The 16,524-nt window shown below is 63.9% G+C and carries 12 protein-coding genes; all 12 read left to right on the forward strand.

The annotated features are described in order from the left end of the window. The first annotated feature begins 5 nt into the window (after nt 1–5). The 12 genes from HPS01S_RS06555 to mlaE all read left to right on the forward strand — a co-directional run bounded on the left by HPS01S_RS06555 (nt 6) and on the right by mlaE (nt 16,521). On the forward strand, nt 6–2,162 hold the full coding sequence (locus HPS01S_RS06555; protein ID WP_066153410.1) for a type IV pilus secretin PilQ: 2,157 nt from the start codon (nt 6–8) through the stop codon (nt 2,160–2,162). A gap of 24 nt (nt 2,163–2,186) precedes the next feature. Further along, complete coding sequence (locus tag HPS01S_RS21740; RefSeq protein ID WP_133157619.1) at nt 2,187–2,612, forward strand: hypothetical protein; 426 nt, start codon at nt 2,187–2,189, stop codon at nt 2,610–2,612. Nucleotides 2,613–2,725: 113 nt separating this feature from the next. Further along, complete coding sequence (locus tag HPS01S_RS06565; RefSeq protein ID WP_066152789.1) at nt 2,726–3,271, forward strand: shikimate kinase; 546 nt, start codon at nt 2,726–2,728, stop codon at nt 3,269–3,271. A 47-nt stretch (nt 3,272–3,318) separates the two neighbouring features. Beyond that, on the forward strand, nt 3,319–4,440 hold the full coding sequence (gene aroB, locus HPS01S_RS06570; RefSeq protein ID WP_066152792.1) for a 3-dehydroquinate synthase: 1,122 nt from the start codon (nt 3,319–3,321) through the stop codon (nt 4,438–4,440). Between the two features lie 55 nt (nt 4,441–4,495). Further along, nucleotides 4,496–5,662: a deoxyguanosinetriphosphate triphosphohydrolase gene (locus tag HPS01S_RS06575; RefSeq protein WP_066152795.1), complete on the forward strand. Its 1,167-nt coding sequence runs from the start codon at nt 4,496–4,498 to the stop codon at nt 5,660–5,662. A 6-nt stretch (nt 5,663–5,668) separates the two neighbouring features. Beyond that, a complete protein-coding gene (locus tag HPS01S_RS06580) occupies nt 5,669–6,898 on the forward strand; it encodes an MFS transporter (protein ID WP_066152798.1) in 1,230 nt (409 codons plus the stop codon). Between the two features lie 76 nt (nt 6,899–6,974). After that, the gene (locus tag HPS01S_RS06585) at nt 6,975–7,622 is read left to right on the forward strand and encodes a hypothetical protein (RefSeq protein WP_066152801.1); all 648 of its coding nucleotides are present in this window, start codon (nt 6,975–6,977) and stop codon (nt 7,620–7,622) included. Between the two features lie 54 nt (nt 7,623–7,676). Further along, complete coding sequence (locus tag HPS01S_RS06590) at nt 7,677–8,369, forward strand: transposase (RefSeq protein WP_066152804.1); 693 nt, start codon at nt 7,677–7,679, stop codon at nt 8,367–8,369. A gap of 196 nt (nt 8,370–8,565) precedes the next feature. After that, nucleotides 8,566–13,341 carry a glutamate synthase-related protein gene (locus HPS01S_RS06595; RefSeq protein ID WP_066152808.1) on the forward strand — a complete coding sequence of 1,592 codons (4,776 nt, stop codon included), beginning with the start codon at nt 8,566–8,568 and terminating at the stop codon, nt 13,339–13,341. Nucleotides 13,342–13,371: 30 nt separating this feature from the next. Further along, nucleotides 13,372–14,853: a glutamate synthase subunit beta gene (locus tag HPS01S_RS06600; RefSeq protein WP_066152811.1), complete on the forward strand. Its 1,482-nt coding sequence runs from the start codon at nt 13,372–13,374 to the stop codon at nt 14,851–14,853. 76 nt (nt 14,854–14,929) lie between these two features. Continuing rightward, nucleotides 14,930–15,745 (forward strand): ABC transporter ATP-binding protein, encoded by an 816-nt coding sequence (locus HPS01S_RS06605; RefSeq protein WP_066152814.1) that lies wholly within the window; start codon nt 14,930–14,932, stop codon nt 15,743–15,745. After that, the gene (gene mlaE / locus HPS01S_RS06610; RefSeq protein WP_066152819.1) at nt 15,742–16,521 is read left to right on the forward strand and encodes a lipid asymmetry maintenance ABC transporter permease subunit MlaE; all 780 of its coding nucleotides are present in this window, start codon (nt 15,742–15,744) and stop codon (nt 16,519–16,521) included. The genes HPS01S_RS06605 and mlaE overlap by 4 nt, the downstream gene beginning before the upstream one ends. The last annotated feature ends 3 nt before the right edge of the window (nt 16,522–16,524 follow it).

Raw genomic sequence — 16,524 nt, forward strand, 5'->3', positions numbered from 1 at the left:
AAAAAATGCATCAGGTAGAGTTGCTTGGTGGGCGTCAGATCGTTCTGCGTGGTTTGTCATTGTTTGCTGGCTCTTTGCTAGCCTGCACTTTTGCTTTTGCGCAAAACTCCATTCAGTCGCTGACAGGCAGTGTTCAGTCGGGTGCTGAAGTGATTCGCATTGAAACCGCTGAACCGCTGAGCGCGGTTCCCTCGGGGTTCACGATTCAGTCCCCGGCGCGGATCGCGCTGGATTTCCCAGGTGTCGTCAATGGGATCGGACGCAGTGCACTGGATATCGGCCAAGGTAACATCCGCTCTGCCAATGTTGTGCAAGCGGGAGACCGGACCAGGGTAGTCATCAATCTCAAACAGCCATCGACATACCAAGCCAAGCTGGATGGTAAGACATTGTTGCTGGTTCTGGATGGTTCATCGTCCGCTTCGCCTACTTCAGTGGCGCAGGCGGCTCCTGCGGCGGCATTTGCCCCGTCAGGGAACGTGGATCCCGCGGCGCTCAAGGACATCGACTTTCGTCGTGGAGTGGGCAACTCCGGTCGGGTGGTGGTTGAGCTTGCAAACAATCAAACCGGCGTGGATATCCGGCAACAGGGCAAAGATCTGGTGGTCGATTTCCTAAAGACCACACTTCCGGAAGGATTGCGGAGGAAACTGGATGTGACCGATTTTGGCACCCCGGTTCAGTCGGTTGTGACGAGCCAGGTGGGCGATAGGGTGCGCATGCTGGTGACCCCCACGGGGCTGTGGGAGCACTCCGCTTATCAGAGTGACAACCAGTTTGTGCTGGAAATTCGGGAACAGAAACTGGATCCGTCCAAGCTGACTCAGGGGCCGGGTTACAACGGGGAAAAGTTGTCTCTGAACTTCCAAAACATCGAGGTTCGTTCTCTGTTGCAGGTGATCGCCGATTTCACCAACTTCAACGTGGTGACGTCCGACTCCGTTTCTGGTGCCGTGACCTTGCGTCTCAAAGATGTGCCTTGGGATCAGGCTTTGGACATCATTCTCCAAGCCAAGGGTCTGGGAATGCGCAAGAGCGGGAACGTGCTCTGGATTGCACCGAAGGATGAAATTGCCGCGCGTGAGAAGCAGGAGCTTGAGTCCAAAGCATCTGTCGAGAGTTTGGAAACTTTGCGCACGCAGGGTTTCCAGATGAATTACGCCAAAGCCAGTGACATTGCCGGGCAAATCACCGGTGCTGGTGCTGCTGGTGGAGCCAGTGCCCGCATCCTTTCCCCGCGAGGAAGTGTCATCGCTGAGCCTCGAACGAATCAGTTATTCGTGACGGATATTCCTTCCAAGCTTGAGCAAGTTCAGCAACTGATCGCCAAACTGGATATCCCTGTTCGCCAAGTGTTGATCGAGGCGCGCATTGTGGAAGCCGACGACCGTTTTGGCCGGTCGCTGGGCGTGCGGCTGGGGGGCAGCGACTTGCGTGGTGTCCGTGGAGGTGAGGCGGGGTATCCTGTCAGCGGGCCCAACAGAGTGGCCATTGGTGGCAGCTATAACGCGGTTTCCAGCACCACTGTGGAGTCAGAAAATACCCTGGATACCGTCAATACAAGCTTTGTCAATCTGCCATCGACGGGTGCAGGGGGCTTCCTGCCTGCTGCTTTCGCGGTGTCGCTGTTCAGTTCGGCTGCCAATCGATTCCTCAACCTCGAAATCTCGGCACTTGAGGCGGATGGCAGAGGCAAGATCGTCTCCAGCCCGCGTGTTGTGACTGCCGATCAGGTGAAGGCGCTGATTGAGCAGGGAACTGAATTCCCCTACCAGACCGCCACATCCAGCGGTGCTACTGCGGTGGCTTTCCGCAAGGCCAATCTCAAGCTAGAGGTAACTCCCCAGATCACCCCGGAAGGCAACATCATTCTTGATGTGGATATCAACAAAGACAGCCGTGGCGAAACGACGGCTGCCGGCATTGCCATCAACACCAAACATGTGCAGACACAGGTGCTGGTGGAGAACGGAGGTACCGTGGTGATTGGTGGCATTTTTACGGAAGAGGAAACGGAAGACGTCGCCAAGGTTCCCCTGTTCGGAGATCTGCCGATTGTTGGAAACCTGTTCAAGAACAAGAACAAGTCGTCGCGTAAGCAGGAGTTGCTGATCTTCATTACGCCGCGTTCGATCACTGAAGGCGCCATGGCGCGCCGCTGAACTGACTGGATTTAGGAGTTACGCATGCTGAAACAAACGGCGCGAGTTGCGGGAAGTCTTGCGGTGGCAATCGCGTTGGCATCTTGCGGTGGAGGTGGGGACATTGCTGGAGACTCGACAGAGTTTTCCGTTTCGCCGAGTGAGTGGAAGGTGTCCACCGTGGCGGTGGGAAAGAACAATTGCACTGGACTCAATGGAAGTGGTCCTTATGTGTTTACCATCATCGGGGGGCAGGCTCCCTTCCGCATTGTCAACGCTGTGCCTGATGCATTGACAGTGGATAAAACTGAGGCGACCGGTAAGGATCCCAAGTTCAATGTCTGGCTTCGCGGGCGTTGTGGCGATCCGTTTATCATCACTGTGCTGGACTACCACTCGCGCACCACGGTGGTGGAAATCACGGTGGAATCGGAAGAGCCGGAAGATACGGAAACCCCGACCACTGAGTAACGCTCCGAGCCTGTGCCCGGACAGTTGGGGTTTCTTGTCAATTGATCGGCACCTGAATTCGCTTGCTGTCCTCCCGCGGTGGCGGGCGCTTATGTCTTTCATGAGTTGATCACTTGTCCTCCATCGCACTGATCGGTTTGCCTGGCTCCGGCAAGTCGACCATCGGCCGGCAACTGGCGCGCCGGCTTTCTCTGTCTTTTTCGGACTCCGATCATGTGATTGAGCATCGCTTGGGATGTTCGATTCGAGAGTTCTTCGAGCGCGAGGGTGAAGACCGGTTCAGGGACATCGAAGAGTCGGTGATTGATGAGTTGTCCCAAGGGCAGGGCCGTGTGCTCTCCACGGGTGGGGGGGCAGTGTTGCGCCCAGCCAACCGGCAGCGGCTTCATGACCGTTGCCAGGTGGTTTACCTTCGGTCTTCGCCAGAAGAGGTTTTTCGGCGTTTGCGCCATGACCGCAACCGGCCGTTGCTGCAGGTAGCCGATCCCCTTCAGCGGCTCAAGGACCTGTATTCAGCGCGCGACCCCCTGTACCGGGAGGCTGCGCACTACGTCATCGACACGGGCCGGCCTTCGGTGGCCACGCTGGTGAACATGATCGTCATGCAACTGGAGCTGGCGCCTGGAGCTGCCACGCGAGGTGGGCCCGGCCCGGTTTGACTTCGCCTGTCTTTCGGGCGGGCAATTCCTGGCCCTACACTTGGGCCATGCGCAGAGATCTTTCCCCCGTTGGCGGCGAACAGGTGATCATCGACCTGGGCGAACGCAGCTATTGCATCGACATCGCGGCAGGCTTGCTTGATCGGGCCGACGCCTTCTCGGGATTGCCGTCGGCATCCGTTGCCATGATCGTGACGAACGACACCGTGGCGCCCCTCTACCTGGAGCGCCTCAGGAGTTCGCTGGCACCGCACTACCGCACCGTGTTGCATGTGGTGTTGCCGGACGGCGAGGCTTTCAAGACTTGGGAGACGCTGAACCGGATCTTCGATGCCTTGCTGGGTGCGGCGTGTGACCGAAAGACCGTGCTGTTTGCCCTTGGGGGCGGCGTGGTGGGTGACATGACCGGCTTTGCCGCTGCTGCGTTCATGAGAGGCGTGCCCTTTGTTCAGGTGCCCACCACGCTGTTGGCGCAGGTGGACTCATCAGTGGGGGGCAAGACGGCGATCAACCACCCGCTGGGCAAGAACATGATAGGTGCCTTCTACCAGCCTCAGCGGGTGCTGTGCGATCTGGCAACACTCGATACCTTGCCGGAGCGCGAGCTCAGCGCGGGGTTGGCCGAGGTGATCAAGTACGGGCCGATCGCCGACATGGCGTTTCTGGACTGGATCGAACGCAACATGGGGGCGCTGCGCGCGCGGGATCCCCGGGCCATGGCGCATGCCGTCAAGCGCAGTTGCCAGATCAAGGCGGAGGTGGTGGGCCAGGACGAACGCGAGTCGGGCTTGAGGGCGATCCTGAACTTCGGCCATACCTTCGGCCATGCGATCGAGGCGGGCATGGGGTACGGCGCCTGGTTGCATGGTGAGGCGGTGGGCTGTGGCATGGTGATGGCCACCCGGCTGTCCGCGCGCATGGGGCTGGTCGACAACGCGTTTGTCGAGCGCATCAAGGCGGTGGTTGAGGCGGCCGGATTGCCGGTTCGCGCGCCTGTGCTGGACGAAGGTGACAACGTGGCGCGCTACCTCTCTTTGATGCGACTGGACAAAAAGTCCGAGGCGGGCGAGATCCGGTTCGTGCTGGTGGACGGAGGCGGGAAGGCCCTGATGCAGGGGGCGCCCGATGCGGTGGTGGGCGAGGTGATTGCCGAAAGCTGCGTCGCGTGAGGTCCTGGTCTTCGTGCTGACGCCCCGGATGGTCATTCCGCCAATGCCTGGACGGATGCTGCTGGCGTCCTACGCGGCCGATCCGGCGAGCAGCCGAGGCCGCCGTTTTGCCGAGCCAGAGGCGCCCACACGCTCAGTGTTCCAGCGCGACCGCGACCGGATCATTCACTCCACCGCGTTCCGGCGCCTCGTCTACAAGACGCAGGTCTTCCTGAACCACGAAGGCGATCTGTTCCGCACCCGTCTGACGCATTCCCTGGAGGTGGCGCAGTTGGGGCGCAGCATCGCCCGCACGCTGGGTCTGAACGAAGACCTGGTCGAGGCGGTTGCCCTGGCCCACGATCTGGGCCACACGCCCTTCGGCCATGCCGGCCAGGATGCGCTCAACGCGTCGATGAAAGCCGCGCGCCCGAATGAGCCATTGACCGACGAGGTGGACCGGGGCTTCGAGCACAACCTGCAGAGCCTGCGGGTGGTCGATGCGCTGGAAGAGCGCTACCCGGCATTTGATGGCTTGAACCTGACCTTCGAGACCCGGGAGGGCATCCTCAAGCACTGTTCAAGAATGCATGCGGAACGCCTGCTGAAAGCCGAACCGGGTGGCGTGGCCCAGCGGTTTGTGTCGGGCGGCTGCCCGTCGCTGGAGGCGCAGCTTTGCAACCTGGCCGACGAGATTGCCTACAACGCCCACGACATCGACGATGGCGTGCGTTCCGGGCTGCTGACGCTGGAACAGATCTCCGAGGTGCCCCTGTTCGACCGCTACCTCCGCCAGGCCCTGAGCGCACACCCCGACCTGGGGGGGCGTCGGCTGCTGTTCGAGTCGATCCGGCTGATGCTCAGCGACCAGGTCTACGACGTGATCGACACGACACGGGCACGCATCGCGGCCTCGGGGGTGGAGACCATCGATCAGGTGCGCGCGCAGGCGCGTCCGCTGGTGGGTTTCTCCGACGAGATGAAAGCCGAATCGCAGAAGCTCAAGCACTTCCTGTTGCGCAACCTCTACCGCCATCCCCAGGTGATGGACACCACGGAGCGGGCGGCCCAGGTGGTGACCGAGCTGTTTTCGATGTACCTCGAGCGCCTGGACGAATGGCCGCATTCACCGCTCAAGGCGCGCCAGCCTGCGCGGGCGGTGGCCGACTACATCGCCGGCATGACGGACCGCTTTGCCATCCGCGAACACCAGCGTCTCAGTGGCCGTGTGCTGTTTCCCTGAGTGTCCATGAACCATCCGTCAGCCCCCCCGCGCTCCACCGATGGCCAGGGCCTGGCCCTGGTGGTGGTCGGTGTGGGCGTGTGCTCCGCGCTGCACGTGGGCAAGTTGCCGGTGGCAATCCCGCACCTCCAGGCCGAGCTGGCGCTGAACCTGGTGCAGGCCGGTTTTCTGCTGTCGCTGGTGCAACTGGCAGGCCTCTCGCTAGGGTTGCTCGTCGGCCTGCTGGCCGATCGGCTGGGCCCGCGCCGGGTGATGCTTGTGGGGCTGTGTGTGCTGGCCGCAGGCAGTGCAGGGGGCGCACTGGCGCTCGACGTGAACCGGTTGCTGGTGTTCCGGGTGGTGGAGGGTGCCGGATTCCTTCTGACGGTGTTGCCGGCGCCAGGCCTGCTGAGGCTGCACCTGCGCGACCCGGTGCGTCTGTCCCGTGCGCTGGGCTGGTGGGGCACCTACATGCCGATGGGCACCGCGCTGGCGCTGTTGCTGGGGGTGCCGCTGATGGCCTGGTCGGGCTGGCGCGCCACCTGGTGGCTGCTGGCGCTGTGCAGTCTGGCGGCGGCGGCCTGGTTGGCGCTGCGGGTGCCGGCAACAGTCGCCGGCGATGCCGGACCGGCCACTTCTTCGTCCCTCTGGCCGCGATTGAAGCGAACCTTGCGCGCGCCAGGGCCCTGGCTGGTGGCGCTGGGCTTTCTTCTGTATTCGGGCCAGTGGCTGGCGGTGGTGGGCTTCCTGCCCACGATCTATGTGCAGGCGGGCCTGGGGGCTGCCAACGTGGCGGTGCTGAGCGCACTGGCCGCAGCGGTGAACATGGTGGGCAATGTGGCCGCCGGGCGGTGGCTGGCCAGGGGGGCGCGGCCCGGGGTGCTGGTGGCGCTGGGGTACGGGGCGATGGCGGCGGGAGCGGTGGTTGCGTTTGGTGCTGTTGGTTACCCGGTGCTGCAGTACCTGGCCGTGCTGCTGTTTTCGGCGGTCGGTGGGCTGATCCCGGGCACGCTCTTTGGCGTGGCCGTGGTGCTGGCCCCGGGCCGGGATACGGTCTCCACCACCGTCGGCTGGATGCAGCAGTTCTCCGCTTTGGGTCAGTTCATCGGCCCGCCTGCAGTGGCCTGGTGGGTGACGCGTGTCGGTGGCTGGCACTGGACCTGGGTGCTGACGGGGGCGTGCTCTCTGCTGGGCCTGCTGTTGGCGGTGCGGCTGCAGCGGGAGTGGACTGTACGGCCTGGAACCCCGGCCAATTGAGGGGCGATACACTGCCGCCGACGAGGGCGCTCGCGACGGCAGCCCAGGGCAGGACCAACAGGACGGAACGCATCCCATGAGCTATCTCCAGCAGCTCAAACGACAGGCGCAGGCCCGGCAGGCCGAGCAGGGCGAGCAGCAGCACGGGCTGGAAGCCCGCACGGCGGCGACGGAAGCGGCCTGTCAGGTGGTCTGGAACTACCTGTCCGAACTCGCCCGCCAGTTGAGCGTCATCCAGCCGCCGGCGCAGCGGCTGGGGCTCGATCACAAGCATCTCTGGCCCGATATGCGGCAACACGACTTCCGTTTCGATGCCCGGAAGAAGCGCCTGCGCGACCGCGAGGTGTTCGACTACCTGGCGCTGGGCTGGAAGCTGGGCCCCCGCGAGGGCGAGGTGCGGCGGGGCCGGGTGAGTGTGAACTTCCCGCCGGACCTGGAGCGGGTGCAGAAGCGCCTGGCTGCGGGCCATGTGGTGCATGAGCGCGTTGAGCAGCGGCACCCAGAGTCCAATGCCCTTCTGGCCATCGTCTTCGAGTTCGACATGGCGGCGCGGGCGAGCGTGATGGTCACAGCCGACCACGACGCCGCGCTGCTGAGGTTCCGGCTGGCCTGCGTCGGCGGCATGGAGGTTGTGACGACCGAACTGCCGGTGGGCCAGGTGAACCCGGCCCGGCTGGACGAACTGGCGCGCCTGATTGTGGGAGAGCCCAGCCAGTTCCTGTGAGGCGGTTGAACACCTCGGGGACATAATCGGGGACAGATTTCAACGGAGACTGCCTTGGCTCGACTGGCCCGCCTGACCCTGCCCGGTCAGGTCCATCACGTGATGCACCGTGGCAACAACCGGCAGGCCATCGTGCTGGACGACACCGACCGCGACACCCTGCTGGACCTGCTCTGGGCTCGGGCCGAACAGCTGAAGGTGGCGGTGCACGCCTATGTGCTGATGCCGGACCACTTCCAGCTGCTGTGCACGCCCTCGACCGCCGACGGCGTGCCCCGCCTGATGCAGGGCGTGGGCCGGGACTATGTGCGCTGCTTCAACCGGCGCCACGGCCGCAGCGGCACGTTGTGGGAAGGGCGCTACCGGTCCACACTGATCCAGGCGGAGCGCCACCTGCTGTCCTGCATGGTCTTCATTGATCTGGACCCGGTGCGGGAGGGGCTGTGCGCCGATGCGCAGTCCTATCTCTGGTCCAGTCACCGCCACCACGCGGGCCAGGCGCAGGACCGCCACATCACGCCCCATGCGATGTACTGGGCACTGGGCAACACGCCGTTTGCGCGCGAAGCCGCATACGCCGATTTGGTGCGTGCCGGACTGAATGCGCAACAGATGGGCGCCATCGCCAACTCGCTGTGGCATGGCTGGGCGCTGGGTGACCCGGACTATCTCGCCTCGCTTAGCAAGGACACCGATCGTCGGCTGATTCCTGCACGTGCCGGGCGACCCAAAAAGACTCCGCCCTGATGGCGTTCAGAAAAAATCCTTTGGAATCAGCGTTGTTTTGCTGAAATTAATCTGACCCTTATTTATTGTTTGAGTGCTTTGATTAGAATTTATAAGAATCTGACCCTAATTATTTTCCTTGGCACCGATGTTGCAGTGCATTAAGCTTCGCGTCCCGCGCATTTTTGCCAAGCCCTTGTCCAGAAAAGGAAGCGCCATGACCACGGCAGCCGAACAACAGCAGTTCCAGCAACAGGGTCTGTACGACCCGGCCAACGAGCACGATGCCTGCGGCGTCGGTTTCGTGGCCCACATCAAGGGCGAAAAGCGCCACGACATCGTGACCCAGGCGCTCAAGATCCTGGAGAACATCGATCACCGCGGTGCCGTCGGCGCCGACAAGCTGATGGGCGACGGCGCCGGCATCCTGATCCAGCTGCCGGACGCGCTGTACCGCGAGGAGATGGCCAAGCAGGGTGTGACCCTGCCGCCCGCTGGCGAATACGGTGTGGGCATGATCTTCCTGCCCAAGGAGCACGCCAGCCGCCTGGCCTGCGAACAGGAAATGGAGCGCGCCATCAAGGCCGAGGGCCAGGTGCTGCTGGGCTGGCGCGACGTGCCGGTCAACAAGGACATGCCGATGTCCCCGACGGTGCGCGAGAAAGAGCCGATCATGCGGCAGGTCTTCATCGGTCGCGGCAACGACGTGATCGTGCAGGACGCGCTGGAGCGCAAGCTGTACGTGATCCGCAAGACCGCCAGCGCCCACATCCAGGCGCTCAAGCTCAAGCACAGCAAAGAGTATTACGTGCCCAGCATGAGCAGCCGCACCGTGGTCTACAAGGGCCTGCTGCTGGCCGACCAGGTGGGCACCTACTTCCTGGACCTGCAGGACCCGCGCTGCGTTTCCGCCCTGGGTCTTGTGCACCAGCGCTTCTCTACCAACACCTTCCCCGAGTGGCCGCTGTCGCACCCCTACCGCTATGTGGCGCACAACGGCGAGATCAACACCGTCAAGGGCAACTACAACTGGATGAAGGCGCGCGAAGGCGTGATGTCCTCGCCCGTGCTGGGCGCCGACCTGCAGAAGCTCTACCCGATCAGCTTCGCCAGCCAGTCCGACACCGCCACGTTCGACAACTGCCTCGAACTGCTGACCATGGCTGGCTACCCCATCAGCCAGGCCGTGATGATGATGATTCCCGAGCCCTGGGAACAGCACACCATGATGGACCCGCGCCGCCGCGCGTTCTACGAGTACCACGCGGCGATGCTGGAGCCCTGGGATGGCCCGGCCTCCATCGTGTTCACAGACGGCCGCCAGATCGGCGCCACGCTGGACCGCAACGGCCTGCGCCCCTCGCGTTACTGCATCACCGACGACGATCTGGTGATCATGGGGTCCGAGTCGGGCGTGCTGCCGATCCCGGAAAACAAGATCGTGCGCAAGTGGCGCCTGCAGCCCGGCAAGATGTTCCTGATCGACCTGGAGCAGGGGCGCATGATCGACGACGAGGAGCTGAAGGCCAACCTCGCCAACAGCAAGCCCTACAAGCAGTGGATCGAGAACCTGCGCATCCGCCTGGACGATGTGGAGCATCCGGTGGCCGGCGAAGATGCCGTCGAACTGCCGATCACCAAAACCGAGCCCCAGTCCACGGGCGCCGAGCGCGTGTCGCCCGAGCTGCTGGACCAGCAGCAGGCCTTCGGCTTCACGCAGGAAGACATCAAGTTCCTGCTCAGCCCCATGGCCGCCAACGGCGAAGAGGGCATCGGCTCCATGGGCAACGACAGTCCGCTGGCCGTGCTCTCGGGCAAGAACAAGCCGCTGTACAACTACTTCAAGCAGCTGTTCGCCCAGGTGACGAACCCGCCCATCGACCCGATCCGCGAAGCGATCGTGATGTCGCTGGTGTCCTTCGTCGGTCCCAAGCCCAACCTGCTGGACATCAACCAGGTCAACCCGCCGATGCGGCTGGAGGTGAGCCAGCCGGTGCTGGACGCTGCCGACATGGCCAAGCTGCGCAACATCGAGTCGGTGACGCAGGGCAAGTTCAAGAGCGCCACGCTGGACATCACCTACCCGGTCAGCTGGGGCAAGGAAGGCGTGGAAGCCAAGCTGGCCTCGCTGTGTGCCGAAGCCGTGGACGCGATCAAGGGTGGCAAGAACATCCTGATCATCAGCGACCGTGGCGTGAGCCGCACCCAGGTGGCCGTGCCGGCGCTGCTGGCGCTGTCGGCCGTGCACCAGCACCTGGTGCGCGAAGGCCTGCGCACGACCGCCGGTCTGGTGGTCGAAACCGGCACCGCGCGCGAGGTGCATCACTTCGCCGTGCTGGCGGGCTATGGCGCCGAAGCCGTGCACCCCTACCTGGCCATGGAAACCCTGCAGGCGATCGCCGCAGACCTGCCGGGCGAGCTGAGCGCCGAGAAGGCGATCTACAACTACATCAAGGCGATCGGCAAGGGGCTGTCCAAGATCATGTCCAAGATGGGCGTGTCGACCTACATGTCCTACTGCGGCGCCCAGCTGTTCGAGGCCATCGGCCTGAACAGCGAGACCGTGTCCAAGTACTTCACCGGCACCGCCAGCCGCGTGGAAGGCATTGGCGTGTTCGAGATCGCCGAAGAAGCCATCCGCATGCATAAGGCGGCGTATGGTGACGACCCGGTGCTGGCCAGCATGCTGGAAACCGGCGGTGAGTACGCCTGGCGCGCCCGTGGCGAAGAGCACATGTGGACGCCCGACGCGATTGCCAAGCTGCAGCACAGCACGCGCGCCAACAACTGGAACACGTACAAGGAATACGCCCAGATCATCAACGACCAGAGCCGGCGCCACATGACGCTGCGCGGCCTGTTCGAGTTCAAGATCGACCCGTCCAAGGCCATCTCCATCGACGAGGTGGAGCCGGCCAAGGAGATCGTCAAGCGCTTTGCCACCGGCGCCATGTCGCTGGGTTCCATTTCCACCGAAGCACACGCCACGCTGGCCGTGGCGATGAACCGCATCGGTGGCAAGAGCAACACCGGCGAAGGCGGCGAGGACGCGCTGCGCTACCGCAACGAGCTCAAGGGCATCCCGATCAAGCAGGGTCAGACCATGTCCGACCTGCTGGGCAACATCTTCGAGGTGGACTACCCGCTCGAAGCCGGCGACTCGCTGCGTTCCAAGATCAAGCAGGTCGCCTCGGGCCGCTTCGGTGTCACGGCCGAGTACCTGGCCAGCGCTGACCAGATCCAGATCAAGATGGCCCAGGGTGCCAAGCCGGGCGAGGGTGGCCAGCTGCCCGGCGGCAAGGTGTCGGAATACATCGGCAAGCTGCGCCACAGCGTGCCGGGCGTGGGCCTCATCAGCCCGCCGCCGCACCACGACATCTACTCGATTGAAGACCTGGCCCAGCTGATCCACGACCTCAAGAACGTGGCGCCGCACAGCGACATCAGCGTCAAGCTGGTGTCCGAAGTGGGCGTGGGCACCATCGCCGCGGGCGTGGCCAAGTGCAAGGCCGACCACGTGGTGATCGCAGGTCACGACGGTGGCACGGGCGCTTCGCCCTGGTCGTCGATCAAGCATGCCGGTTCGCCCTGGGAAATCGGCCTGGCCGAAACCCAGCAGACCCTGGTGCTCAACCGCCTGCGCAGCCGCATTCGCGTGCAGGCCGACGGGCAGATGAAGACCGGCCGCGACGTGGTCATCGGCGCGCTGCTGGGCGCCGACGAGTTCGGTTTCGCCACCGCGCCGCTGGTGGTCGAGGGCTGCATCATGATGCGCAAGTGCCACCTGAACACCTGCCCGGTGGGCGTGGCCACGCAGGACCCGGAGCTGCGCAAGAAGTTCTCGGGCAAGCCCGAGCACGTCGTCAACTACTTCTTCTTCATCGCCGAAGAAGCGCGCCAGATCATGGCGCAGCTGGGCATCCGCAAGTTCGACGAGCTGATCGGCCGCGCCGATCTGCTGGACATGAAGAAGGGCATCGAGCACTGGAAGGCCCGCGGCCTGGACTTCAGCCGTCTGCTGGCCACGCCGGCGGTGCCGGCCGATGTGCCGCGCCTGCATGTCGAGAAGCAGGACCATGGTCTTGAAAAATCGCTCGACAACGTGCTGATCGCCAAGAGCAAGGCCGCCATCGAGAAGGGCGAGAAGGTCCAGTTCATCGAGGTGGCGCGCAACGTGAACCGCTCCGTGGGCGCCATGCTCTCGGGTGCGGTCACCAAGGTGCACCCCGAGGGTCTGCCGGACGACACCATCCGCATCCAGCTCGAAGGCACGGGCGGTCAGTCCTTCGGCGCGTTCCTGACCAACGGCATCACGCTGTACCTGATCGGCGACGCCAACGACTACACCGGCAAGGGCCTGTCGGGCGGCCGTGTGGTGGTGCGTCCGAGCATCGACTTCCGAGGCGAGTCCACCCGCAACATCATCGTCGGCAACACGGTGATGTACGGCGCCACCTCCGGTGAAGCCTTCTTCAGCGGCGTGGCAGGCGAGCGCTTCGCCGTGCGCCTCTCGGGCGCCACGGCGGTAGTCGAAGGCACGGGCGACCACGGTTGCGAGTACATGACCGGCGGGACCGTGGTGGTGCTGGGCAAGACAGGCCGCAACTTCGCGGCCGGCATGAGCGGCGGCATCGCCTACGTCTACGACGAGGACGGCCTGTTCGCCCAGCGCTGCAACACCGCCCAGGTCGCGCTGGAGAAGGTGCTGTCCGCCACCGAACAGGAAGCCACTACGGACAAGGCGATCTGGCACCGCGACCAGACCGACGAAGCCCAGCTCAAGAAGCTGCTGCAGGATCACAACCGCTGGACCGGCAGCAAGCGTGCCCGCGAGCTGCTGGACAACTGGGCCGAAGCCCGCGCCAAGTTCGTGAAGGTCTTCCCGACCGAATACAAGCGCGCCCTGGCCGAGATCAACGCCAAGAAGGCGGCCGTGGCCGCCACCGGCAAGGCCCAGGGCAGTGCCAAGAAGCAAACGGCCCCCGCCAAGTAAGAAGCAACCACCCCACGCAGGACCAACATCATGGGAAAAGTCACCGGCTTCATGGAATATGAGCGTCTGGAAGAGGGCTACAAGCCCGTTGCCGAACGCCTGAAGCACTACAAGGAATTCGTGGTTGCGCTGGACGACAGCCAGGCCAAGATCCAGGGCGCGCGCTGCATGGACTGCGGCACGCCGTTCTGCAACAACGGTTGCCCGGTCAACAACATCATTCCGGACTTCAACGACCTCGTGTACCAGGGCGACTGGCAGAACGCCATCACCGTGCTGCACAGCACCAACAACTTCCCCGAGTTCACCGGCCGCATCTGTCCCGCGCCTTGCGAGGCGGCCTGCACCATCAACGTGAATGGCGACGCGGTGGGCATCAAGTCCATCGAGCACGCGATCATCGACAAGGCTTGGGAGAACGGCTGGGTCCAGCCGCAGCCGGCCCGGCACAAGACCGGTAAGAAGGTGGCGGTGGTGGGTTCCGGACCGGCCGGCTTGGCCGCGGCCCAGCAGCTGGCGCGCGCCGGTCATGATGTGACGGTGTTCGAGAAGAACAGCCGCATCGGTGGTCTGCTGCGCTACGGCATCCCCGACTTCAAGATGGAGAAGTCGCACATCGACCGTCGTGTCGCGCAGATGGAAGCCGAAGGCGTGGTGTTCAAGACCAGTACCCTGATCGGCACCATGCCCGAGGGCAGCAAGGTCACCAACGACGCCAAGACCATGATCAGCGCCGAAGACCTCAAGGCCCAGTTCGACGCCGTGTTGCTGACCGGCGGTTCCGAGCAGAGCCGTGACCTGCCAGTTCCGGGGCGTGACCTGGACGGCGTGCACTTCGCGATGGAGTTCCTGCCGCAGCAGAACAAAGTCAACGCCGGCGACAAGCTGAAGAACCAGCTGCGCGCCGACGGCAAGCACGTCATCGTGATCGGTGGCGGCGACACCGGCTCCGACTGCGTGGGCACCAGCACCCGCCACGGCGCCGTGAGCGTGACCCAGTTCGAGGTGATGCCGCAGCCGCCCGAGCAGGAGAACAAGCCGCTGGTGTGGCCTTACTGGCCGCTGAAGCTGCGCACCAGTTCCAGCCACGACGAGAGCGCCGAGAAAGGCATCCTCGCGCGCGAATTCGCCATCTCCACCAAGGAGTTCATCGGCAAGAACGGCAAGCTCACCGGCCTCAAGACCGTGAACGTGGAGTTCAAGGACGGGAAGATGGTCGAGGTGGCCGGCACCGAAAAGGAATACAAGGCCGACCTGGTGCTGCTGGCCATGGGCTTCGTGAACCCGGTGTCCACCGTGCTGGACGCCTTCGGTGTCGACAAGGACGCCCGTGGCAACGCCAAGGCCTCGACGGACTTTACCGGTGGTTACGTCACCAACGTGCCCAAGGTGTTTGCGGCCGGTGACATGCGCCGCGGCCAGTCCCTGGTGGTGTGGGCCATCCGCGAAGGACGCCAGGCGGCGCGGGCGGTGGACGAGTTCCTGATGGGGCAGTCCGACCTGCCGCGATGAGTCCTGGGGGATTGCCGGAGGCGGGCCGGGCGTTTTCGACGCCCATGCGACAATGCCCGGTCACACATCTGGCCTCATGAGCGATACCCCTTTTATCGACATCGACCATGTCACCTTCGGCTACGACAGCCGAAGGACCATCCTCAACGACATCTCCCTCCAGTTCGCCCGCGGCAAGATCACGGCCGTGCTGGGCGGTTCCGGCTGCGGAAAAACCACTCTGCTGCGCCTGATCGGCGGCGTGCATGCGCCGAACAGCGGCCGCGTGGTGTTCGACGGTGAGGTGGTGAACACCGCCGACAAGGCGCAGCTGTTCCGGCTGCGCCGCCGCCTGGGCATGCTGTTCCAGTTCGGTGCCCTGTTCACCGACCTGAACGTGTTCGACAACGTCGCGTTTCCCCTGCGCGAGATGAGCGACCTGCCCGAGCCGCTGATCCGCCACATCGTGCTGATGAAGCTCGATGCGGTGGGCTTGCGGGGCGCGGCACACCTAAAGATCAGCGAAGTCTCCGGTGGCATGGCGCGTCGCGTGGCGCTCGCCCGGGCGATCGCGCTCGATCCGGAGCTGATCATGTACGACGAACCCTTTGCAGGCCTCGATCTGGTGTCCATGGGCGTGGCCGCGAAGCTCATCCGCACCCTGACCGATGTGACCGGTGCCACCTCGCTGCTGATTTCCCACGACATCCCGCAGTGCATGGCGATCAGCGACCATGTGGTGCTGCTCGCAGCGGGCGGTCGTGTGGTGGCGCAGGGCACGCCCGCCGAACTCATGGCCAGCACCGATCCCGAGGTGCGCCAGTTCGTGCGTGGCGAACCGGACGGTCCGGTCAAGTTCCACTACCCGGCCCGGTCTGTCGCCGAAGACTATGGTCCGAGGGCTGCCGCATGAACCTGTTACAGAAGATTGGCCAGCTGGTGCTGGCCTTGCTGGCGCGTTGGGGTCACGGCGCGCTGTTTTTTCTGGACCTGTTGCGTGCAATGCCGGCGGCGCTGCGGCGCTTCGGTCTGGTGGTCGGGCAGATCCATGCGATCGGCAACCGTTCTCTGGTGATCATCGTTGCCTCAGGCCTGTCCGTCGGCTTCGTGCTGGCACTGCAGATGTACTACGCGCTGACCACCTATGGTGCCGCCGAGTCGCTGGGCCTGATCGTCAATCTGGCGCTGGTGCGGGAGCTGGGACCGGTTGTGACGGCGCTGCTGTTTGCGGGGCGCGCCGGCACCTCGCTGACGGCCGAGATCGGACTGATGAAGGCCGGCGAACAGATCGCGGCGATGGAGCTGATGGCCATCGACCCCAAGGCCCGGGTGCTGGCACCGCGCTTCCTGGGCGGCATCCTGTCGATGCCCTTGCTTGCCGCCCTGTTTTCCACCGTCGGTATTCTCGGCGCCTATGTGGTCGCCGTGCTGCTGATCGGCATCGACTCCGGCAACTTCTGGTCGATCCAGCAAAGCGGCGTCGATGTCTGGCGGGACGTTGGCAACGGTGTCGTCAAGAGTGCAGTGTTCGGTGTCATCTGCACCGCCGTGGCGCTCTACCAGGGCTATGAAACCGAAGCCACCCCCGAGGGTGTGGCCTATGCAACCACAAGAACGGTGGTCACCGCCTCGCTGGGTGTGCTGGCGATGGACTTCATCCTGACCGCCCTGATGTTCTCGACCCCCTGATTC

The organism is Hydrogenophaga pseudoflava NBRC 102511 (genome assembly GCF_001592285.1).
GTDB classification, from domain to species: Bacteria; Pseudomonadota; Gammaproteobacteria; order Burkholderiales; family Burkholderiaceae_C; genus Hydrogenophaga; species Hydrogenophaga pseudoflava.